This window comes from Pseudomonas sp. 43NM1, assembly GCF_002836905.1.
Lineage (GTDB): Bacteria > Pseudomonadota > Gammaproteobacteria > Pseudomonadales > Pseudomonadaceae > Aquipseudomonas > Aquipseudomonas prosekii.
Map to the genome: position 1 here is coordinate 11627 of NZ_MKGS01000058.1, position 22480 is coordinate 34106.

The 22480-nt window shown below is 59.2% G+C and carries 22 protein-coding genes and 1 pseudogene; 6 read left to right on the top strand and 17 right to left on the bottom strand.

Going from position 1 to position 22480, the window contains the following annotated elements:
• Nucleotides 1–5: 5 nt before the first annotated feature.
• The 9 genes from BI292_RS07200 to BI292_RS07240 form a co-directional block, all read right to left on the bottom strand.
• Nucleotides 6–1202, bottom strand: a complete 1197-nt coding sequence (locus tag BI292_RS07200) for a TerD family protein (RefSeq protein WP_101207460.1) — start codon at nt 1200–1202, stop codon at nt 6–8.
• A complete protein-coding gene (locus BI292_RS07205; protein WP_092278353.1) occupies nt 1199–1786 on the bottom strand; it encodes a TerD family protein in 588 nt (195 codons plus the stop codon). Before BI292_RS07205 ends, BI292_RS07200 begins: the two co-directional genes overlap by 4 nt.
• Nucleotides 1767–2546: an HAD-IB family hydrolase gene (locus BI292_RS07210; RefSeq protein ID WP_092281662.1), complete on the bottom strand. Its 780-nt coding sequence runs from the start codon at nt 2544–2546 to the stop codon at nt 1767–1769. The genes BI292_RS07205 and BI292_RS07210 overlap by 20 nt, the downstream gene beginning before the upstream one ends.
• Nucleotides 2543–3493: an HpcH/HpaI aldolase/citrate lyase family protein gene (locus tag BI292_RS07215; RefSeq protein ID WP_101207461.1), complete on the bottom strand. Its 951-nt coding sequence runs from the start codon at nt 3491–3493 to the stop codon at nt 2543–2545. Before BI292_RS07215 ends, BI292_RS07210 begins: the two co-directional genes overlap by 4 nt.
• Nucleotides 3493–4587, bottom strand: coding sequence for a cysteine protease StiP family protein (locus tag BI292_RS07220; RefSeq protein WP_101207462.1), 1095 nt, complete (start codon nt 4585–4587; stop codon nt 3493–3495). Before BI292_RS07220 ends, BI292_RS07215 begins: the two co-directional genes overlap by 1 nt.
• Nucleotides 4580–5338, bottom strand: a complete 759-nt coding sequence (locus tag BI292_RS07225) for a trehalose phosphatase (protein ID WP_101207463.1) — start codon at nt 5336–5338, stop codon at nt 4580–4582. Before BI292_RS07225 ends, BI292_RS07220 begins: the two co-directional genes overlap by 8 nt.
• Complete coding sequence (locus BI292_RS07230; protein WP_101207464.1) at nt 5328–6464, bottom strand: phosphoribosyltransferase domain-containing protein; 1137 nt, start codon at nt 6462–6464, stop codon at nt 5328–5330. The genes BI292_RS07225 and BI292_RS07230 overlap by 11 nt, the downstream gene beginning before the upstream one ends.
• Nucleotides 6465–6532: 68 nt before the next feature.
• The gene (locus BI292_RS07235) at nt 6533–7672 is read right to left on the bottom strand and encodes a trypsin-like peptidase domain-containing protein (protein WP_101207465.1); all 1140 of its coding nucleotides are present in this window, start codon (nt 7670–7672) and stop codon (nt 6533–6535) included.
• 123 nt (nt 7673–7795) lie between these two features.
• On the bottom strand, nt 7796–8794 hold the full coding sequence (locus BI292_RS07240; protein ID WP_101207466.1) for an ATP-grasp domain-containing protein: 999 nt from the start codon (nt 8792–8794) through the stop codon (nt 7796–7798).
• Between the two features lie 151 nt (nt 8795–8945).
• Between BI292_RS07240 and BI292_RS28755 the strand changes: the two genes are divergently transcribed.
• The 5 genes from BI292_RS28755 (at nt 8946) to BI292_RS07260 (ending at nt 13788) form a co-directional block, all read left to right on the top strand.
• Entirely contained in the window at nt 8946–9107 is a 162-nt protein-coding gene (locus BI292_RS28755; RefSeq protein ID WP_157831224.1) for a hypothetical protein, read from the top strand.
• 84 nt (nt 9108–9191) lie between these two features.
• Entirely contained in the window at nt 9192–11093 is a 1902-nt protein-coding gene (locus tag BI292_RS07245; RefSeq protein WP_101207467.1) for an alkaline phosphatase D family protein, read from the top strand.
• Between the two features lie 116 nt (nt 11094–11209).
• Nucleotides 11210–11794, top strand: coding sequence for a DedA family protein (locus BI292_RS07250; RefSeq protein ID WP_101207491.1), 585 nt, complete (start codon nt 11210–11212; stop codon nt 11792–11794).
• A 111-nt stretch (nt 11795–11905) separates the two neighbouring features.
• On the top strand, nt 11906–12919 hold the full coding sequence (locus tag BI292_RS07255; RefSeq protein ID WP_101207468.1) for a sensor domain-containing diguanylate cyclase: 1014 nt from the start codon (nt 11906–11908) through the stop codon (nt 12917–12919).
• A gap of 164 nt (nt 12920–13083) precedes the next feature.
• Nucleotides 13084–13788, top strand: coding sequence for a hypothetical protein (locus tag BI292_RS07260; protein ID WP_092278262.1), 705 nt, complete (start codon nt 13084–13086; stop codon nt 13786–13788).
• 105 nt (nt 13789–13893) lie between these two features.
• Here the strand turns inward: BI292_RS07260 and BI292_RS07265 are convergent, their stop codons facing one another.
• On the bottom strand, nt 13894–14388 hold the full coding sequence (locus BI292_RS07265) for a RidA family protein (RefSeq protein WP_101207469.1): 495 nt from the start codon (nt 14386–14388) through the stop codon (nt 13894–13896).
• 145 nt (nt 14389–14533) lie between these two features.
• Nucleotides 14534–15019, bottom strand: coding sequence for a RidA family protein (locus BI292_RS07270; RefSeq protein ID WP_092278258.1), 486 nt, complete (start codon nt 15017–15019; stop codon nt 14534–14536).
• A 124-nt stretch (nt 15020–15143) separates the two neighbouring features.
• Here BI292_RS07270 and BI292_RS07275 point away from each other — a divergent pair, with 124 nt between their 5' ends.
• The gene (locus tag BI292_RS07275) at nt 15144–16562 is read left to right on the top strand and encodes a PLP-dependent aminotransferase family protein (protein ID WP_101207470.1); all 1419 of its coding nucleotides are present in this window, start codon (nt 15144–15146) and stop codon (nt 16560–16562) included.
• A gap of 148 nt (nt 16563–16710) precedes the next feature.
• Here BI292_RS07275 and BI292_RS07280 read toward each other — a convergent pair.
• From BI292_RS07280 to cyoA, 6 genes and pseudogenes are all read right to left on the bottom strand, one after another.
• Nucleotides 16711–16797: pseudogene (locus tag BI292_RS07280) on the bottom strand (transcriptional regulator); the annotation flags it as partial.
• Nucleotides 16798–17585: 788 nt separating this feature from the next.
• Nucleotides 17586–18473, bottom strand: coding sequence for a heme o synthase (gene cyoE / locus BI292_RS07285; protein ID WP_101207471.1), 888 nt, complete (start codon nt 18471–18473; stop codon nt 17586–17588).
• Between the two features lie 11 nt (nt 18474–18484).
• Nucleotides 18485–18820, bottom strand: a complete 336-nt coding sequence (cyoD, locus tag BI292_RS07290; RefSeq protein WP_092278252.1) for a cytochrome o ubiquinol oxidase subunit IV — start codon at nt 18818–18820, stop codon at nt 18485–18487.
• Nucleotides 18820–19446, bottom strand: coding sequence for a cytochrome o ubiquinol oxidase subunit III (locus BI292_RS07295; RefSeq protein WP_092278250.1), 627 nt, complete (start codon nt 19444–19446; stop codon nt 18820–18822). The genes cyoD and BI292_RS07295 overlap by 1 nt, the downstream gene beginning before the upstream one ends.
• 3 nt (nt 19447–19449) lie before the next feature.
• Entirely contained in the window at nt 19450–21480 is a 2031-nt protein-coding gene (gene cyoB, locus BI292_RS07300) for a cytochrome o ubiquinol oxidase subunit I (protein WP_101207472.1), read from the bottom strand.
• A gap of 3 nt (nt 21481–21483) precedes the next feature.
• Nucleotides 21484–22428 carry a ubiquinol oxidase subunit II gene (cyoA, locus tag BI292_RS07305; protein WP_092278246.1) on the bottom strand — a complete coding sequence of 315 codons (945 nt, stop codon included), beginning with the start codon at nt 22426–22428 and terminating at the stop codon, nt 21484–21486.
• Nucleotides 22429–22480: the final 52 nt, after the last annotated feature.

The window sequence follows — 22480 nt, forward strand, 5'->3', positions numbered from 1 at the left end:
AATAATTACTTGGAACCCGCGGCCCAGCGCATGCCCCAACCGTAAGCCTTGTCCATGACCGAATGACCTTTGTGGAAATCGACCCGACGACTTACTTTTACCCCGCCCGCCTCGTTTTCCAACAGCGCGATGGCACACATGCCGAGGCGTCCGCCTTCTTCGTTCAAGCGAACTTCGATCGGCGGCTGGTCCGGAACATATATTGTTACCACGCCATCCGTCTCGCGCCAGTTCGGGGCACCTTCATAAATGAAGGCAAACACCAGCACTCGGCGGACTTCACTCCAGTGACGGCCGTTGATGTGCAGCCATTCGCCATCGCTGACCGCGCCGGTGCGGTCGTCGCCCTTCAACTGAATGTACGGCGCGTATTCCAGCTCGCCGAAGCAGTTGCCCAACGCCTGGACCACACCTTTGGTGCCGTCCTGCAACTCGTAAAGGCAACCGACGTCGAGGTCAATCGAAGTGTTGCGCGAGAAGAACCCGCCGCCCTTGCCTTTGTTCCAGTTGAGGTTGACCTTGATCTCGCCGAAGCCTGCAGCGGTTTTCTCCAGGCTGATCGAAGAGCGGGTCTTGTCGAGGGTGATTTTGCTCAGGCTGACCGACGACTTCACGGGTGCCGGTGCGGCAGGTGCCGCCACTGGCGCAGGAGCAGGCGCCGCGACCGGGGCCGGGGCAGGAGCAGGAGCAGGAGCTGGCGCGGCGACTTCGACGCCGAAGTGCTTGGCCAATGGCTCGAGGCCACCGGCAAAACCCTGGGCCACGCAGCGGAATTTCCACTCACCCTGGCGACGGTAGAACTCGCCAAGAATCAGCGCGGTTTCTTTCATGCCGCTGGTAGGAATCTGCGCGTCGATACCGCCAGTGACGCTCAGCGCCAATTGCGATACACGGTCAAAACTGGCTTTGTTTTCGTAGATGGTCGCAGTCAGCGCAACTTTGTCGACCACCGCGTCCAGACGCGACAGATCCAGCGTGAACACTGCGCGACCGGCAGACGACTCGGTCATCTGCACGGTTCCGCCCAGCACGTTGGTCTGGCCGTAGAAGCACATATCGGTGTCGCCACGGACTTTGCCCGCAGCGTTCAGGACGAATGCAGATACGTCGATATCAGCACCCGGGATCGCCGAGTAATTGATCTCGACCCGTACCTGGCCGGTGGCTACCGGCGCGTTGCCGCCAGGAACCAGAGTCGTCATGCACGCACCGCCTGAACGGCCAGATTGACCAGATCGTCAGCGGTACGGCCGTTGGTCACTTGGCCAATGGCTTTGAAGTCCCAGCCGCCGTTGCCACGCACCAGGCTGGCCATGACCACGCCAGTGTGGCGACCTTTTTCGGAGAGGTTGAAGCGCGCCAGTTCAGTCTTGTTGCTCGCGTTCAGAATGCGGCAGTAAGCGTTGGCGATCTTCTCGAAGTTCTGGCCAGTGAAGCTGTTGACGGTGAACACCAGCGAAGTGACGGTGGCCGGCAGGCGCTGCAGGTCAACGGTGATGGTTTCATCGTCGCCATCGCCTTCGCCGGTACGGTTGTCGCCGGAGTGCTGGATCGAGCCATCACGGGAGGTCAGTTGACGGAACCACACCAGGTCCACTGGCTTGAGGTCGGCATCAAACAGAATGCACGAAGCATCGAGGTCGACTTCACCACTGTTACCCATCAAACGGCCCATGAACCCGGCTTTCTCCGGGTCCCAGCCGAGGCCAAGCGTGATCGCCGTGAGGCCACCGCCAGCGGTTTTTTCCAGGGAGATTGATTGGTTTTTAGTCAGAGTTAGGGCCATCGGTACGCTCCTTGTTGGTCGTCAATTGCTGGGGTTTTTCGTTGCTGTCCGCCACCGCGCGAGGGGTCAACGGCGCATTGCCGGTGGTTCTCGTCACAGCCTTGGTTAACCGAAAGCGTCCACGACGCCATGCGGGATGGAAATGTCGGTAATGCGCATCTTGCGCGGCGGCCAGCAGTTCGTGGTCACCACGAGTGTCGCCCCAGGCGCGCAAACGGTATTGCGTGAGATCGCCGTAAACCGCTTCGAGACGCAGCACTTTGGCTTCGCAGCGGCAGTTGTCGCCGGAAATGCGCCCGGTCAGGCGTCCATCGACGACTTCCAGTTCAGTGGCAATCAGTTTGATATTGAGGCGATCGGCAAACGGTTTGAGCACCAGTGCCGGCGAGGCCGAACACAGGGTGACCTCGCTGCCGGCCTGCCTTTCTTCGGCCACGGAGGTCAAACCGGCTGGACGCATCAGGCGCGTCCAGTGCTGGCCGCAGAATTCGGCAGCCTTGTGCCGCACCCATTCTTCCTTGGTGTCGGTCAGGAACGCGGCGATCAGCCGGGCCTTGAGTTCATCGCGCGACAAACGCCGCGTCAGGTAACGCACGCCGGGCCCCGCGAGGCGCGGCAAGCGCTTGGCAAATTCGACTTTGCCAAAGGCAAATTTCAAAAATGGAACAAAGCTGTCATGCCGAGTCAATGTGCCGTCGAAGTCAAAGACTGACAGTACCTTGGCCCCGGCAGGGCCCATTTCTAGCATTTCCTGGGTCATCGGCCCGCCTCCGCCAGACGAATGGATTGATCGGTTTGGCTCGGCTCCGCTTGCTTGACGCCGTGCCATTTGGCCCGTTCAAGGATATTGGTCGCCCATTTGTAGTGAGTAGCTGGTTCGCACATCGTGTCATTGTGATTGAAGACCGCGGGCGCGACTTCATTCAGCATTAATTTGGCACAATTTAGATCTTCGAGGCTCACGCGCAAGCTGTCCTGAATCGTGCTGATCTGGCTCGGATGAATCGCCGTTTTGCCGACCAGACCATGGGCAATATCGAGGTCCAATTCTTCCATCAGCAGGTGCGGCGTCGCCAGGCGTTCAAACACTGGCGCGGTCAGCGAAAAGCCTTGCGAGCCCATGACTCCGGCCAGCATCTGGATCACGTAACCCATCGGCGTGCTGTAAAGCGTGGTCGCCGGATTGCGGCGCAGGCCCAGACAACCGAGCAAGTCATTGCCGCCGATGCGCAGCGCAATAATGCGCGAATCAAGGTTCTGCTTGAGTGCCGCGCCCAGCTCGACCATCGCCACCGGGTTAAACACCTCGCGGGTTTCCAGGGTCGGCATCAGGAAAATATCGGGATTGGTCACCGCCAGTTCCCACGAACGCAGGTTGGACATGCTCAGCTTCGGCAGGACAAAACCGTCGACATGCACCATTAACGGCCAGTCGTTGAGCACCGCAGCCATCTGCGAGTCGCGCGGGCGTACGAACAACATCGGGCCGTCTTCGGAGCGGCCGCCCTGCTGATCGATGGACAGCAGCAACTTATGCAGATTGCCCAGCGCGGTCTCGACGTCGATTTCGGCGACCGCGTCTTCCAGGCACACGACCATCGAGCGCAGTTCCGGGAGTTTTTTGTGCAGGACCACGTCGAGGATATCCTCGCGGGTTGCCGGCATGTAGAGCGTGGCGCCGAGTGCGTAGGGCGATAGTGTTTTCATCAGCTCAAACTCCGGATGACGGTCACTGCACGGTAGGGCCCCAATGCCGCGCCCATCTCTTCAACGGTGACGTTGGCCCGTTCGGTCAGGTGCATCAGCAACTGAACGTCCGGGTCGCTGCGATCGCGTACCAGAACATGATCCGGCACCCGGCGCAGCACCGCCCGTGTAGCTTCGGCAATGCCCGGCTTCACTCGGTTCAAATTGCTGATACCCCACTGGGCGGCAATCGCATCGATAACGCTCAGCGCCGAGGCTTGCAGCTCACTGCGCTGCGCTTCGGTCCACGGGGCAGCAGCCGCGACCGGTGCTTGTGCCTGACGCACGGCTTCAATCTGATCGATGAAATCGCGCGTGACGTCGTGTTCGTGCAAGTGATCGTAGACCACGCAACCATGCAGGCCACCGTTGGCCGGCCAGATCGAGCGTGAAACCAGCCCGGACACGGTCGCGCCGAGAATCCCCGACGGAATCACCCAATCTTCTGCGGAGGCCGCCAGCCAGGCGCGTCCGCACGGGTCGGCGAGCACCACAAGGCGTGGCTGCTCGGGGAAACGCTCGTCACCCTTGAGGCTGCGCTGGATTTCGCCGGAGATGGCGCCCTTGCCGGTCCAGCCGTCGACGAACACGATGTTTTCCGCGCCATGAGCCTGAATCACCGCTTCGAGGGCAACCATGTCGATGCCGCGATCACGCACGATGCTGATGCCATAATGGTGCGCGTCGCGCCCCAGATCCAGCAGCGCCCGGCGCAGCAACACGCCCAGCGGCAACCCGGCCCGCACAAACGACACCAGCGCGATCGACGGCCCGCTATAAGCCTGATCCAGCGCCAGCGCCAATGCCTGAACGTCACGCGCCATGCGTGCCGCGTTCTGCGACATCGCGCGCTGATACAGGCCTTTGTGAACCTCGGTCGGCGCCGATTCCAGGCTGATCATTTCCGAATAATGCTTCTGCTGCGTCTGGATCAGGCGCTCTTTCTCTTCAACGTCCGTCACTTCGATTTCGACGGGTTGCAGCAGAAAGTGCACGTCGTCCGGCGCGTAACTGCCACTGCCTACGGTGGTCAGATGGGCAAAGGCATTAACCATTAATCATTGTCTCCACGACTTTGGCCAACTGGCTATTGGCCGGTGTCGCCCAGAAATTACATTCGCTCATGAAACCGAGGTCGGTCACGCTGTCGCCAAAGCCCAGCACCGGGCGCTCGCCGTTGCTGATGCGATCACGGCGCAGCAGCTCCTGGACCGCCAGACGCTTGGACAAACCATTCGGCAGGAACGCGAGATTGTTGCCGTTGCCGTGGATATGCATGTCATCCAGCAAGCCACGGGACTGCACTTCGGCGAGGACTTTGTGCAACACGCTGTCGTCGGATTCGTTGTGTTTGGTTACCACATAATTCAACAGGCCCTGCTCTTCCACGACCCAGCCGCGCAGGGAAAAACCCATCTCTTCGCCAATCGCCAGTGTCGCTGCGCTCAACGCCGGAAGACGTGTTTGATACGCGGCCAAGGCCTCGCTCATCTGTCCGTGCCAATCACGATCCAGCGAACCGTCGGCCTGCAAAATCACGCCGCCGTGGGAGCAAACGGCGCCCGCGGTGAACGGTAATTGCACGCGGCTGTAGGCTTCGACGCTGCGCGCGGTAACCGGCACAACATCCGCCGAGATCAGCAGCCATTCGACGAAACTCTTCTGCACCGCGCTCATGTAGCCATTCGGCTGACCGTCGACGTCTAGCGTCGCGGTGTGGCGTTCGGCGCCTTGCGGCATCTTGCGCGCGGTCTGGAACAAGGTGTCATCGAGATCGATGAGTATCAGGGGACGCTTATTGCTCATCGACAATCACCTCTGCGTTCAGCGCGTCTATCAGCGATTTTGGAACCGCCTGCGCCGGCGTTTCGGTGCAGATCAACACTCGGTCGAACTGCCCTGGACGCACGTTATAAAGAAAATTCGGAATACCGAGGCCGTAGTTGTCGGAGAACGACAACGCGTGCCCGATCTCATGGCCCAAAGCAATCGGCGAACGGCTGGTGGAACTGAAATGCACGTCAGCCCCCGCTCGCTCAAGCCGTTCGGCCAACAGAAACGGGCGCCAGACAAACTCGCTGGTGCCGATGACCATCACCCGCTCGCCGGGTTTGACCTGCATATCCGGGGCCAAGGTGTCTTCGACGTGCCGCACACCCAGACGTCCCCAGTCCTTACGCGGATCCAGCGGCCATTCGCCCACCGCCACTGCGCCGACATCCGGCATTTCCGGCAGCGGTGCATCCACGTCCTCGGAGAACCGATAAGCGCCCTGCAGCATCGATACCTGAGTTGCCGTTTCGCCGAGCAGATTGCGCACGGCGCCACGCGACCAGTCGGTGAGCACGCAGGTGACGACCCGCTCAATCTTGCTCAAACCGGCATCGATCAGCGCACGGTGCAAATTGATGAAGGTCTTGCCGGTCGAGGCTTCATCGTCAACCAGAACCAGCGAGCGCGCGGTCAGCATCATTTCCCGGATTGCCAGGTCAGTCGGCTGATGAATCAAGTGCGCACTGGCGTGACTGTGCTCTTCTTCGAAACGGGTAAACAACTCGGTTCCGACCGGATGCCGGGTGCTGACCATATAAATGGTATCGGGACGTGTCTTGGCGTAGGCGCGATGCACGCCGGCACCGAGGCCGACGGCGGTTTCGGCCATGCCGATCACCAGCACCGGGCCGGGCAAGTCGGCGGGGATCTTCGCCGCAAGGCTTTCGTAGCTGGCCTGCATGACCGATGGGCGCACCGGAATGTGCCGGCCCAGCACGCGCGAGACGAACAGGAACGCACGCTTGGGGTTGCGGCGTTCGGCGAACCCGAACAACGAATGGGGTTCGATCACCGATTCATCGACGTCGACTTCCATCAACCCGCGTTTGAGCTGGGCGCTGAGCCGGGTGGTCGAGGTTTTTTCTACTGCGGATTCCATGTGCAACATTCCTAAAAGAGGCGAGTAGTGAACTGACAACCCTTCACTAGTGGTAAAGCAGGTTGCCTCTACGGATTTCGGGCTTCGATCCGCCAGAGTGACGATTGCGCTTCACGCGCCATTTCGGCGGTCGAGATTACTCGAACGGTTGGAGATTTGGGTGGCGAGACGTCCCAGGCATCGAGAAACGCCAATAACAAGCCGGCTTTCACCGCGAAGTTCATGTTTTGCGCGTCCGGCAGCGATGACGTGACCATGCCGATGACCGCGCCGCTGGAATCGAACAGTGGACTGCCACTGGACCCCGGCTGAATGGCCGCGGTGAATTGCAGCAGGCTGGCATCATTGTGCAAACCGAACAACCCCGACACCCCGCCCTGCGTCACGTGCACACCGCCACCAGCCAGCCCTGCCATCGGAAAACCCAGGGCGATCACCGGCTCGCCCAGCGCACACCCGACGGCGTCCTTGAACACCACAGGCGTCAGCGGCGGACAATCCTGAATGCGCAGCAACGCCATGTCGTTGCGCTGATCGACCACCACCACTTCCGCGCGGTAACGGCCGGAGAACGAGGCGATGTGCAATTCCTGCATGTCTTCGATGACATGCGCGCAGGTCATCACGTGGCCCGGCGAGACAACAAATCCGGTGCCCGAGGCGGCGGTGCGGTTTCTAGGTGAATCACCGGAATAGGGCCGGCGCGTGGGATGCGCGTCATCAATCGTGATGCCCATCCGCCGGCCCATGGCGGCCAGACCGTAAGCCGAACCTTCGGCCAGCGCGCGGAATTTCCACTGATCGTTGCGGCTGTAGAACTCGCCAATGACGATGGCCGACTCGCCGTTGCTTTGCAGATCCAGCGACAGTTCGACTTGATTGTCGACTTGCAGACGCAAGTCTTTCAGATCGCTGACCGGACCGGCAGCGGCGAACGTATACACCACCAGCAGCAGACGCTCGCTGCCACCCGGCAGCCGCGACAAATCCAGCGAACAGCCAATGGACGACGGCGTGCCGCTCCATTCCATCCATTGTTGAGTGACTTGAAACAACGCCGGATCACCGGTCGGCAGACGTTTCTCGGTGACCGGCAGCAGCGCGACAGCTGCGTATTCGCCGAAGGCAGTCGCGTTGCTGCACTCCAGCGTCCATGCACATTTAACGCCCGAAATCGCTGCGTTCGCTCCAGGCGTTAGCGCCTTCATCCTGTCCTTCCTTGATCGATGGCGGGCAATTATGCCAAGACAGCAGCAATCATTCACTGTCTAAGCACTAACTGAGAAAGCATTAACTGAGAAAGCATTAACTCTATAAGTGGCTTTGTAATATCAGGAAGGCGCAACCACGGCAACAGTGATGGGCTTGACCCGAACGTTGTCGACCCACTGGCTCGCGGGTTCGGCCAAACCGAGCCGACGAGCGGCGAAAATCCCCGCCAGGTTTATCCCGGTAGCCCGTGTGTAACCAATGCCGCCGGAGTATCGCGGGTTGATTTCCAACAGATGCGGAATGCCATCCTGGTCGTCTCGGGTCTGCACGTTGACCAAGCCGTCGCACTTGAAATGCGCCGCTGCTTTGAGCGCAAGTTCCACCGCCGCCGAATCGCGCTCGAAGGTCTGGTGATAACCCTTCTTCCGGCGACCAACAAACGCAACCGCTTTGCCCGCTTCGCAGACCATGTCCACCGAGCATTCGGCGCCGGACAGATAAGGCATGACCAGCATCGGCGCCGGTTCTACGCCGCACTTGTAAATGCTCAGGTAGGTGGCGAAATCGATTTCCCGCGCGTCCGGGTTTTGCAGGCAACGGAACGGATCGACATCAGCCTTGAACCGCCAGAAACCTTGCCCATAAATGCCGACCACCGGTTTGATGCACACCTCGCCTTGCGCGGCCAGCAGCTCATAAGCGGCGGCCAATTGCTCGGCGTTGTTGACGGTCACCGCAGGAATGCACGGCAATCCAGCGCGCTCGGCCTCGGCGGTGAAACGGCTCTTGTCATCGACGTTTTCGAAGGTGTCGATAGACAGGCCACCAGTCACCAATTGCAAACCAACTGCCACGAAACGCTCACGCGCCGCTTCATAGACGCTGCCGTTGTGCCCGGCGACGATCACCTTGATCCCGTGCTCAAGCGCGGTGGCGATCACCCATTCAATGCGTTCTTCGCTGTCCAGCGGCTCTTGAAAACTGACATCGGCCTGACCGGTGATTTCCGGACGATCCCGACGGTGCGAAGCAAAAATCTTCACGTCCGCCGGCAGTGCTTCGCGCGCGCTGATGAGAATATCGCGCTGGCTGGATTGACCTTCGAGAAACCAGATCACGTTGACGCTCCTCAATGAATTTCGACCGTATTTGCCACACCGGCCGAGCAAACCAATGCCGACCGCAGCTAAATTTCCCGTCACGATAACGGACAAAACACAAAAGGCTACTTAATTCCCCTGCGGCCCCGGCCCGGGGGGATAAATCAAATTGCCGCTGCTCGGCATTTCCAACCGCCGCGACGCAGCGGGCCGCGTGCTGGTGCGCTGGATCGAGCGCAGCCATACGGTGTCGCTGAGCGATGTGTTTCGCTGGTTGGTGGCGAATGGCGACGCCGCGGTGATGCGCGCGGAAAACCAATCGCGGCCATAACCTGAGGATCGCCAGCGATTGCAATTAATTGACATCCGCTGCGCTATTATCCGGCGCTTCTCCGTAGCCAGAACCCGGACGTCCATGTCTTCGCCACTGCCAATGCCCGCTGCCGATCAATCATTGCCACCCGTGCTCGCCGGCCCGCTGTTGCGGCGCCTGGAGCCGTCGCGGCTGGTGTTTTGGCTGGTGGGCTCGCGTGCGTTGGCGCTGACCTTGCGCCTGCAAGGTGTCGGCGATATCGAGCTGGGCGACGAGCACTGCACGCTGATCCCGGTTGGCACGCAGGCGTTTGTGCATTTGATTGATGTGCGCCTGGACAGCGCCCTGCCCTGCGACACGTTGATCGAGTACGACGTGTTGATCGATGGCGTCGGCATCGCCGAGTGGGCGCCGCACTTGCTGTACGGCGAAGCGCGTTGCCCGAATTTTGTCCTGCGCGCGCGGATCGACCAGATCCTTCACGGTTCCTGCCGCAAACCGCATCACCCGGCGGCGGATGGTTTGCTGTGTGTCGATCGTCTGTTGGCGGCGCCGCATGAACCGAGCGAGCGCCCGGCGCTGTTGATGATGAGCGGCGATCAGGTCTACGCCGACGACGTTGCCGGGCCGACGTTGCGGGCGATTCATGCGTTGATCAAACGCCTTGGTTTGTTCGACGAGCACCTCGACGGTGCCGTGGTCAGCGACAGCGCCGCGCTCTACGAACATGTCGCCAGTTATTACCATCGTGCGGATTTGTTACCGGCGCTTGAGAGCAACGAGACATTGCGTGAGCGATTTTTCGGCGGATCGCGTAAGCCGATTTTCACCAGCAGCAGCGCCGACAATCATCTGGTGACGTTCGCCGAAGTCATGGCCATGTATTTGCTGGTGTGGTCGCCGACGGCATGGACGCTGATCGACCCGAAACCGCCGGCGCTGACGCCTGAACGAGGCAAGCGTTATGCGCTGGAGCAGACGCGCATCGACGCTTTCAAATCCGGTCTGGGCAACGTCGGCCGCGCGCTGGCGCACTTGCCGAGCCTGATGATTTTCGATGATCACGATGTCACCGATGACTGGAATCTTTCTGCGCAATGGGAGGAAACGGCCTACGGCCATCCGTTCTCCAAACGCATCATCGGCAACGCGCTGCTGGCCTATATGGTGTGTCAGGGCTGGGGCAATAACCCGGATGTGTTCGGCGAAATACTGACGAAAACCCGGCAGTTGAGCGCCACCCAGCGCTACCTCGACAGCCCGCTGCAAGACGCCTTGATCGATGATCTGCTGAGTTTTCAGAACTGGCATTACGTGCTGCCGACCTCGCCGGCGCTGGTGGTGCTCGACACCCGCACCCGCCGCTGGCGCAGCGAGATGACCCTCAAGCAACCGTCGGGTTTGCTCGACTGGGAGGCCTTGAGCGAGTTGCAGCAGGATTTGCTCGATCACCCGTCGGCGATCATCGTTTCACCGGCGCCGATCTTCGGCGTCAAGCTGATCGAAGCTGTGCAACGGGTATTCAGTTGGTGCGGTTTTCCGTTGCTGGTCGATGCGGAAAACTGGATGGCGCATCGCGGCGCGGCGCAGGTGATCCTGAATATTTTCCGCCACTCGCGCACGCCGGGTAACTACGTGGTGCTGTCAGGCGACGTGCACTATTCCTTCGTCTACGAGGTCCTTATCCGACACCGCAAGGGCGGTCCGCGGATTTGGCAGATCACCAGCAGCGGGATCAAAAACGAATTCCCGCCGGCGCTGCTGGAATGGTTCGACCGCCTCAACCGCTGGCTCTATTCGCCGCGCTCGCCGTTGAACTGGTTTACCAAACGCCGCCTGATGCGCATCGTCCCGCATACGCCGGAGCATGCCGAGGCCGGTGAGCGGCTGTGGAACTCGGCGGGCATTGGTCAGGTGCTGTTCAACGAAAAGGGCCAACCACGCGAGATCTACCAACACAACGCCGACGGTTCGCCGCGCACGCGCATGGTTGCGCCTGAGTAATTGCCGATCCGCGCGCTCGAAACTTGAACTGAGCGATAGCGCCGACATCAGAGCATTCATTAACGCCACTGAAGCCCACAGTGGAATTTGATTGCCCGTACACCAAGGATTCGGCTTTGTTTGAACACATAGATTTCAACTACCTGCTCAGCACATATGGTTACTGGGCGGTGTTTTTCGGTTGTTTGCTGGAAGGCGAAACCATCCTGATTCTGGCCGGCATGGCCGCGCATCAACACTTGCTGCAACTGTGGCCGGTGATTGCCTGGGCCGGCCTCGGCGGCATGCTCGGCGATCAGTTGCTGTACTGGAGCGGCCGACATTTCGGCGCTCGGCTGATGCCACGTCTGAAACGCAAACAGGCAAGCATCGACCGCGTGACCGAGCTGATCAAACGCTACCCGTCGACCTCGGTATTTGCCGTGCGCTTTCTCTACGGCATGCGCCTGGTCGGCCCGGTAGTCATCGGCGCCAGCGGCCTGTCGCCGCTGCGCTTTGCACTGCTGAATGCGCTGGGCGCGGCGGTCTGGGCGACAGTCTTCGCCAGCGCCGGCTACTTTGCCGGCGAAGCGCTTGAGACGATGCTGGGCAATCTGAAACCTTATCGCTTGCCGATTGCGCTCGGGGTTCTGGTGCTGGCGGTAGTGATAGGGCTGGTTCGGCATTGGCGGGCGAAGAGGAAAGCTGGGCGGGTTGGGTGAGGCCCGCGCTCCTCTTCATCTGTCGCCAACCCACTAGCCGCGCCAAGCTGCCATGGACTAATCTGCTCGACGGGCGGGGCACATTGGTTCAGGGCGGCAAGGAGAGCGGAGATGGGCGAAGCATCGAATCTCGAAGCGTTGAAGTTCAATCTGTCGGACTTCAACGAAGACATGCTGCACACGATTATGGAACTGGTCAGCGACGGTATCTGGGACTGGAACGCCAACACCGGTTTCGTTTACCGCAATCCCGGCTGGTACGAGATGCTCGGCTATTCGCCGCACTCGCTGGAAAACACCGTGCTGACCTGGGAATCGGTGATCCATCCCGACGATTATTCGCGGGTCATGGCGGCGTTCGATGCTTATCTCGCTCAGCGCGCTGGCGGTTATCAGGCTGAATACCGTTGCCGCAAGCAGGATGGATCGTACATCTGGATCGAAGACCGCGGCTTCATTCTGGCGCGCAATGCCGATGGTTCAGTGGCGCGGATGATCGGCGCGCACCGCAGCATTGAAGACAAAAAACGTCTGCTCGAAGAACTGGAGCGGCGCAATCACTCGCTCGAAGCGCTGGTCGAAGAGCGCACCCGGGAGCTGTCTCGGGTCAATCAACAGCTGCAAATCCAGCTCGAAGAAAACCGCAAACTCGCCGAAACCGATGCCCTGACGGCAATTGCCAACCGCTATCGCCTGGAGAAAGCCCTGCCCCAGGAATGCGACCGTGCCCAGCGCTTCCGCCAACCGCTGGCGCTGATCGCGATGGACATCGACGATTTCAAGATCATCAACGACCACTATGGCCACGCGCTCGGCGATGCGGCGTTGGTGCAAGTGGTCGAGTGCTTGAAAAAACAGCTGCGCGACGGCGACTTGCTGGCGCGCTGGGGCGGCGACGAATTCATCATGATTCTGCCCAATACCGCACTGGCCGACGCTCGCGCAATCGCCGAGCAGGTCCGCCATGGCCTGACCGACCTGCCGCCGGTGGGCGACTATCAAGTGACCATGAGTTTCGGCGTGGTCCAGCGTTTTGACGAGGAACAGCAAACCGGGCTGCTGGCGCGGGCGGATCAGGCGCTGTATCGCTCGAAGGTCATGGGCAAAAATGTGATTTCGGGGTGATTGGCAGGGTGAGGCTGCGCCCACAGGTTGCAGATGACCGCAGTTTTTGCCCCGCTCGCCTGTTCGGTCGTGACAACGCCGCGCCGGTCCAATAGATTAGGCGGCCGGAAAAGGCCTGGCGCTTTTTCGCCTCAATTCAAGTTAAAAGAAGTAGTGAAATTTCAATGTCCGATTCCAACACCGCTGAATCCGTAGTCACCTTGTCGTCCAAAGCGGAATACGAAAACTCCATCAATCTTTCACAGCACGTGCCTCAGGCCAAGACCATCAGCGAGATGGTCCTGGACGCGTTCCAGTCGACCCGCGAAAGCGACCAGATCCGCGAATTGCGCGCCGCCATTCGCCAGGCGCATGACAGCTTCGATGACGACAAAGCCTACGAACTGATGGGCGAACTCAAGCAACTAAAAGACGCCGAGGCCTCAGACATTGCCGCCCTCGAAGACTTGAGCAGCAAGTTCCCGATCAGCCGCATCCTGTCGAGCTTCAAGGATGACCCGGCGTTCCAGGAAATCGTTTACGGCTTGGCCCTGAAAGTGTTGAACCAGACCCATCAAGCCATCAGCAATCCAAGCAGCGGCAAGAGCAAAGTTGCTCGCGCGAAGAAAGAAGTCGAAGTGTTCACCATCAGCAAGGATGGCGTGAACGTTACGTTGCCGCTGCGCACGCCGCGTTCGCGTTTGAACGTTGACCGTGAAGCGCTGGAGTTCCTCGGTTTCACGTTTGTGGGCGAAGGTGACGAAGCGGAACTGGAAAGCGAAACCTTCCTCGACAATGCCGGCACCGAACAAGCGATCAACCGCAAGAACATCATCACCGCGCTGCAACAGCAAACCGCGTTCGACGGTTACAGCATCGCCGCGCAGTAATCTGCCTGGCGGCTACTGCCAACAGCAAAAGCCCCGCACTGAGTTTCAGCGCGGGGCTTTTTGTTGCTGGTCTATTAATGGTCGAGCTCGTTGTTCAGCTTGGTGTCACAACGGCGCGGGGCGTAATGCGACGATCATGTCCATTTCTACTGCGGCGTTATTGGGCAGTTGATACACGCCGATGGTCGTGCGGGTATGTTTGCCGGCATCGCCCAACACATGCCTGAACACATCCGACGCACCGTTGGCCACTTCGCCCAGTTCGGCAAAGTCGGCGGTGGACTTGATGTAGACGTTGATCCGCAACAGGGACTTGATCTTGTCCAGCGAGCCAATGGTGTCGACGATCAACGCCAAACCGCGCATGGCACTGATGCTCGCGGCCAGTTGCGCATCGGCCAGCGACAGCTCCAGCCCTACTCGGCCGGGATACTGAACTTTGCCGTGTTTACGCGGCACCAGGCCGCTGACATACAGTTCATCGTCATGCCGAACCAACGGTTCGAAATGCCAACCGGTGTTGCTCTCACTGTAGATGTCGTAATCGAGTTCCCTGGCCAATGCGATAAAGCGTTCATCGCACGTCATCTGCTCAGTCATTCCACTTAACTCCGGCTTTTAACCCATCGGTTAAATCTCATTTTCGACAGATTAGCCCAAGCCGACTTTGACCACGACCCTCAATCAAAAAACCCCGCAGTTCTTTTGAAGGCGAGGTTTTGCAGGAGCGTTTGAATGACGCTGGCTACGGCTGTAAAGCGACGATCATATCCACTTCTACCGGGGCATTTTTCGGTAACTGGTAAACACCGACTGTGGTGCGGGTATGTTTGCCGGCATCGCCCAGAACATGGGTAAAGATATCCGAAGCGCCGTTGGCGACTTCACTGAGGTCGATAAAGTCAAAGGTGGATTTGACATGCACGGTGACGCGAATCAGCGACTTGATCTTATCCAGTGAGCCGACCGCATCCATGATCAGCGCCAATGCGCGAATGGCACTGATGCCCGCCGCGGCTTGGGCGTCCGCCAGGTTAAGTTCCAGCCCTACGCGGCCGGGGTATTGGATTTTGCCGTTCATGCGCGGAACCAGGCCGCTGACATACAGTTCATCGCCATGTTGCAAGATCAAAGAGTAATGCCCGCCGGCAGTGTTCTCGTCGTAGATGTCGAAGCCATGTTCCTTGGCCAGATCAATAAAGCGTTCATCACGGGTAATTGGCTTATTCATTTGCTGAACCTTCTAGATCAATAACGCACACAACTCGCTGCCGAGAGTAGGCACACACGGTTGCGTTGAGCAGAGCAAGTTCGTATAAAATCCAGCGAACTTTACTGCCAGGGATACCAGTAAAATGCAGGCTCAACGCGCCGTGATCGCCGCCATCGAGCTCCAGCCGGGCGTGCCGCTGGTGCAGCAGATCGTCGATCAGCTGTCGAACGCCATCAGCCAGGGAGGCTTGCCGCACGGCGCCAAACTGCCGCCGATCCGCGAACTCGCCGAGCTGTTGAGCGTGGGCAAATCGACGGTGGTCGACGCCCTCGACCACTTGCGCGCCAAAGGCCTGGTGGTATCCCGCCAGGGTTCGGGGCATTACGTGCACCGCTCCAGAACCACGCTGCCGAGCGCCGCCGCGCCGGACTTGCAACCTCAAGACACGCTCAGCGTGGTGCGCCGCGCGGTGCTGCTGGACAACGGCGCGCTGCGCCCCGGCTGCGGATTTCTGCCCTCCTCCTGGCTACCTGCCGAGGAACTGCTGAAAGCGGTGCGCGGCACGCTGCGCGCTTCGGCCCTGCGCATGGGCGAATACGGCGTCACCGGCGGCTACCTGCCGCTGCGCCAGGCATTGCGGGTGAAACTGGCGACCTTCGGCATCGAGGCGCCGGTCGAACAAATCATCACCACCGCCAACACCATGCAAGGCATCGACCTGCTGATGCGCCTGCTGCTCAAACCCGGCGACAGCGTGCTGCTCGACGACCCGTGCTACTTCAACATGCACACCAACCTCGCGCTGCACGGCGCCAAAGTCGTGACCATTGCCCGCCAGTGCGATGGCATCGACATGGACGCCTTCGAGCAACAAGTCATCGCGCACAAACCGGTGCTCTATCTGACCAACAGCACGCTGCACAACCCGACCGGCCACTCGTTCTCCCCGGCCCAGGCCTACCGTTTGCTGGAGCTGAGCCACCGCCACGGCTTCCATATAGTAGAAGACGATTTGTACGGCGACCTGCAACAACGTCGCACCCCGCGCCTCGCCGCCAGCGGCCTGGACAACGTCAGCTACGTGTCCGGCTTCTCGAAAACCCTGACCGCCAACAGCCGCGTCAGCTACGCGGTGCTCTCGCCGCAACTGGCGGCACGCCTGATCAACCTGAAAATGGCCTGCGGCGGCGTGACCTCGGAATTCGCCGAGCAAATCACCTGCACCCTGCTCAGCAACGGCAGCTACGCCAAACACACGCGGCGCACGGTCGATCGGCTCTACGAATCGAGCAGCCGCGTGGCGCGCTGGCTGGTCGAGGCCGGGTGTTCGGTGTCTTCGTTGCCGGGCGAAGGTTTGTTTATCTGGACGCGTTTACCCAGCGGGGTGAATGCCGAGACACTGGCGAGGAAAGGTCTGGAGAAGGACGTCGCACTGGCGCCGGGGACGTTGTTGAGCAAAGCGGCGGATGCGAGTGAGTTCATGCGATTTAATGTGGCGCACAGTGATGATCCTGAGGTGCGGGAGCGGTTTTTTCGGTTGTTGGATAAGGGCTGCGCATAGCTGACCTGCCCATCTGCGACCGTCGTGTCTGTATGTGTGGCCCGTGAACATCGGCAAGCGGAACGCGGCCATGTAGGCGTTGGAAGACTCACCTTCTGTGCTTGAATGAAAAAGCCCCGTATTTCTCTCGAAGATGGGGCTTTCGGTTATTGCACAGCGTGATCTTTCCATCACGCTGAGCTGCCATCTCATCGACGCCCTGCATCAGCTCTTCGAACAGGTTGCGCTTTTTCATGGGGTACCTCGTATTTTCAACTGGTTCAATCCTGCAGTTGAATCCGGTAAATCTGAAAGAGACTGGTTGGCTGTCGGCCGCTATCGCGAGCAAGCTCGCTCCCACATTTGGGTTTGTGTGCATCTGGCGAGGAATGGGTCGGCTGTAGGAGAGCTATCGCGAGCAGGCTCACTCCTACAGGGATTGCGTACAGCCGGGAGAACCAGGTCGGCTATCAGGCCGCCTCGCGGCGCTGTTGCGGTGCCCGCCCCCTCGTGAGGCCGAGCGCAGGTTCTGCGCAGTGGGCAACCCGCCAAGGATGCCGGGTTAGCCGCCCCCGGCCAGGGATGGCCGATGGCGGCGGGCCCACGGAGCAGGACCGGAGCGAGGGCATGCCGAGCCTGGGCGAGGCACCGAACGAAAGGGGCAAGAGCGCTTTGGTTACTTTCGCGCTTCTCGAAAGTGACTCGCTGTAAGAGCGAAACCCAATGCCGCCGTGACCGCAGAAATGGATATGTACATCCGACAAGAATAGGTCGGCTGTGAGGGAGCTATCGCGAGCAAGCTCGCTCCCACATTTGGGTTTGTGTACATCTGGGAGAATTAGGTCGGCTGTTAGAGAGTTATCGCGAGCAGGCTCACTCCCACATTTGGATCCTTGTACATCTGGGAGAACTCGGTCGGCTGTTAGTGAGCCATCGCGAGCAGGCTCGCCACCACAGTGAATCGCAGTAGCGCACCAGAATCCGGGCAATAAAAAACCCCGCTCTCCTCTCGAAGGGCGGGGTTTTTGATTCGGCGGCTGGCGCTTAAGGCGCGTAAGTCAGCAACAACTCACCCGGCACCTTGAAGTCCAACGACATCATCACACTCAACGCAGTAATGGTGAAAATCGAGAACACAAACAACTTGCGTGCCCACACCGTGTCATCCACTGCCTTGTAACCGGTCCAGGCCATGTACAACCAATACATGCCCATGGCCGCGGCCACCGCGAGGTAACTCATGCCGGCGTAACCGCTGAACGTCAACATCAACGTCGCGACCAGGAACGCCAGGATGTACAACAGAATGTGCTTCTTCGCCACCTGAATCCCGCGCTTCACCGGCAACACCGGAATCGATGCCGCCCGATAATCATTGAAGCGGAAAATCGCGATCGCATAAGAGTGCGGCATCTGCCACAAACTGAACATCACCAGCAACGTCAGCGCAGCCATGTCGAAACTGTTGGTCACAGCAACGTAACCGATCACCGGCGGCATCGCGCCCGACAGACTGCCCACCAGCGTGCCGTGAACCGACTTGCGCTTGAGGTACAGGCTGTAGAAACCGACGTAGATGACGAAACCGATCACCGCAAACAGCGCGGCCAACGGGTTAGCCACCTTGTACAACAACACAACGCCGGCAATGCCCAGGACGGTCGCGTAGATCAGGGCCAGTTTCAGAGAGATCAAGCCCTGCACCAGCACCCGGTTCTTGGTGCGTTCCATCTTCAGGTCAATGTCGCGGTCGATGCAGTTGTTGAACACGCAACCGGAAGCCACTACCAGGGACGTGCCGATCATGGCGGCCAGGAATATGGCCAGATCGACATGCCCTTTCGAGGCCAGGAAAAATCCGCCCGCCACAGAAAGCACGTTACCGAAAATGATCCCCGGTTTGGTGATTTGGATAAAGTGCTTAAAGGACATCCGGACTTTCCTCAGTGCGCCATCATGACGGTGTGGATGCTGAACATGATCCACAGCGACAAGCCAACCAGCAGGACAATCACCATCGCCGCGAAAACAAATGCAATCACGTTGTTACGCTGGGCGGCGGAACGGTCCAGGTGGAGGAAGTACACCAGGTGCACCAGCACCTGGATCACTGCGAAGGCGAGGATGATCCACAACGTCCAGACTTTCGGCAGCGATGGGTACATCACCAGGCCGAACGGAATGATCGTCAGGATTACCGACAGAATGAAGCCGATGGCGTACGACTTGACGCTGCCGTGACCGGCATCGTGGCTATCGTGGGAATGTGCATTAGCCATTACAGAGTCCCCATCAGGTAAACAACGGTGAATACGCAGATCCAGACCACGTCCAGGAAGTGCCAGAACAGGCTCAGGCAGCTCAGGCGGGTCTTGTTGGTCGACGTCAGGCCGTGCTTGTTGACCTGATACATCATGATCGCCATCCAGATCAGACCGCTGGTCACGTGCAGACCGTGGGTGCCGACCAGGGTGAAGAACCCGGACAGGAAGCCGCTGCGGCTAGGGCCGTAGCCTTCGGAGATCAGCAGGTGGAACTCGTTGATCTCCATGCCGATGAAGCCCAGGCCGAACAGGAAAGTGATGGCCAACCAGCCCAGCACCGCTTTCTTGTTGCCCTTGAACAACGCCAGCATGGCGAAGCCGTAGGTGATCGAGCTGAGCAACAGGCAGGCGGTTTCGCCCAGCACGTATGGCAGCTCGAAGATGTCGTGGCCCGACGGGCCACCCGCTACGTTGTTAACCAGTACCGCGTACACCGCGAAGATCGACGCAAACAGAATGCAGTCGGTCATCAGGTAGAGCCAGAAACCGAATACGGTCATCTCGCCCGAGTCATGGTGATGGTCATCGTGCCCATGTTCATCGACATGAGCGTGTCCAGCATTGGTCACTAAGTTCGACATGGTTTAAGCCTGTTCCAACGAGGTTTCAACACGGGTGGCGCCAGCAGGGATTTTCCCGGCCGCTACCAGACGCTTGTGCTGCTCGGCTTCGATACGCTCGATCACGTCGACCGGCACCATATAGCCCTGATCATCACGTGCAGCGTGGATCACGAAGTACACGACAGTGCCGACCAGACCGAAGATCGCCAGCCACCAGATGTGCCAGATCATCGCGAAACCGAACACCGTCAACAGAGCACCCATGACCACACCGGTCGCGGTGTTGTTTGGCATGTGGATCGGCTCGTACTTGGCCGGAACCTGGTACGCGGTACCGTTTTCCTTGGCTTCAGTGAACGGGTCGATGCCTGGTGCTTTTGGCAGTACCGCGAAGTTGTAGAACGGTGGTGGCGACGAAGTCGACCATTCCAGCGTGTGGGCATTCCACGGATCGCCATGCTCGCACATGTTTTCCGGCTTCTTGCGGTCACGAACGCTGACGTACAGCTGGATCAACTGGCAGGCAATACCGACCGCGATCATCACTGCACCGAACATTGCAACGTGCAGGTAAGGCACCCACTCAGGGTTGGTGGTGGCGTTCAGACGACGGGTCATGCCCATGAAGCCCAGTGCATAGAGCGGCATGAACGCGACGAAGAAGCCCGAGATCCAGAACCAGAACGCTGCCTTGCCCCAACCTTCGTGCAGCTTGAAGCCGAACGCTTTAGGGAAGAAGAAAGCGAAACCGGCGATGTAGCCGAATACCGCGCCGCCGATGATCACGTTGTGGAAGTGAGCGATCACGAACAGGCTGTTGTGCAACACGAAGTCGGCACCCGGGATGGCCAGCAATACGCCGGTCATGCCGCCGATGGCGAAGGTCACCATGAAGCCCAGGGTCCAGAGAACCTGGCTGGTGAACTGCAGACGTCCGCGATAAATAGTGAACAGCCAGTTGAATAGCTTCACCCCCGTCGGGATCGAAATCAGCATCGTCGCCAGCCCGAAGAAGGCGTTGACGCTTGCACCCGAACCCATGGTGAAGAAGTGGTGCAGCCAGACCATGAAGCCCAGGATCGAGATCGCGCCCGAGGCGTAGATCATCGAGTGGTGGCCGAACAGACGCTTGCCGGAGAAGGTCGAGATGACTTCGGAGAAAACCCCGAACGCCGGCAGAATCAGGATGTAAACCTCGGGGTGACCCCAGGCCCAGAACAGGTTGACGTACATCATTGGATTGCCACCAAGTTCATTGGTGAAAATGTGGAAATCCATGTAACGGTCAAGCGTCAGCAGTGCCAGGGTAGCGGTCAGGATCGGGAACGAAGCCACGATCAGCACGTTGGCCCAGGTGCAGGTCCAGGTGAAGATCGGCATGTCCATGATCTTCATGCCCGGGGTACGCATTTTCAGCACGGTGGCCAGGAAGTTGACCCCCGTCAGCGTTGTCCCCAGACCTGATAACTGCAGTGCCCAGATGTAGTAGTCGACGCCAACGCCCGGGCTGTAGCCCAGTTCCGACAGCGGTGGATACGCAACCCAACCGGTACGGGCGAATTCGCCGACACCCAGGGACACGTTCACCAGCACAACGCCGGACACCAGCAGCCAGAAGCTCAAGGAGTTCAGGAACGGATAGGCCACGTCACGTGCGCCGATCTGCAGCGGCACTGCAAGGTTCATCAGGCCGGTGAAGAATGGCATCGCCATGAAGATGATCATGATCACACCGTGAGCGGTGAAGATCTGGTCATAATGTTCAGGCGGCAGGTAGCCAGGCGAACCCTCGGTGGCCAGGGCCAACTGGGAACGCATCATGATCGCGTCGGCAAAACCACGCAGCAGCATGATCATGGCAACGATGATGTACATCACACCGATTTTCTTGTGGTCGACCGACGTCAGCCACTCGGTCCACAAGTACGTCCACTTCTTGAAGTAGGTGATTGCAGCGAACACCGCCAAGCCGCCGAGCGCGATCATGGCGATGGTCATCATCACAATCGGTTCGTGGAACGGGACCGCTTCCCAACTTAATTTACCAAACATCGTTTACTCCTCTGCCCCGGCAGCTGAATGCGAACTCATGTCCATTCCTTCCATGGCGGCCATATCGTCTTCTTTCTTCTCGTGATGCATCGGCGCGCCTGGTTTCATGCCTTCGTACTTGTCGACGATGGTCTGGAACAGGTTTGGCGTGAACGAGGAATAAAGCTCGACTGGGTTGTTCTGGCTTGGTTTGGAGAGGGCTTCGTATTCAGCTTTTTCCAGCTGTTTAGGTGCCTTCTTGACATCACTGACCCACGCATCGAAATCCGCCTGGGAAGTGGCGATAGCTTTGAACTTCATGCCGGTGAAACCCGCGCCGCTGTAGTTGGCGGAGATACCGTCGAACTCAGCGTTCTGGTTGGCAATCAGGTGCAGCTTGGTCTGCATGCCCGCCATCGCGTAGATCTGGCCACCCAGGCCCGGGATGAAGAACGAGTTCATCACGGTGTCGGAGGTGATTTTGAAATTGATTGGCGTGTTGGCTGGGAACACCAGTTTGTTAACGGTGGCGATGCCTTGTTCCGGATAGATGAACAGCCATTTCCAGTCCATCGAGACCACTTCAACGGTGATCGGCTTGACGTCCGATTCCAGCGGCTTGTACGGGTCCAGTGCGTGGGTCGACTTGTAGGTCACGTAACCCAGGGCAATGATGATCAGGACCGGAACAGCCCACACCGCGATTTCGATCTTGGTGGAGTGCGACCATTTAGGCGCGTACACCGCGTTCGGGTTCGAAGCGCGATATTTCCAGGCGAACAGGAACGTCATGACGATGACCGGCACAACGACCAACAGCATCAGCAGCGTTGCGGTGATGATCAGGTTTCGCTCATCCAGGCCCACCTGGCCCTTGGGGTCGAGCAAGGTCATGTTGCAGCCTGACAGCAACAACGTGCCGAGCAGCGGCAATAAGCCTAGTAGTCTGGGGTACCTGTTTTTACTCATCTCACGACCTCTAAAGCAGCTTGCGCAATGCAGTTGGGTTTTGATCGCCAAC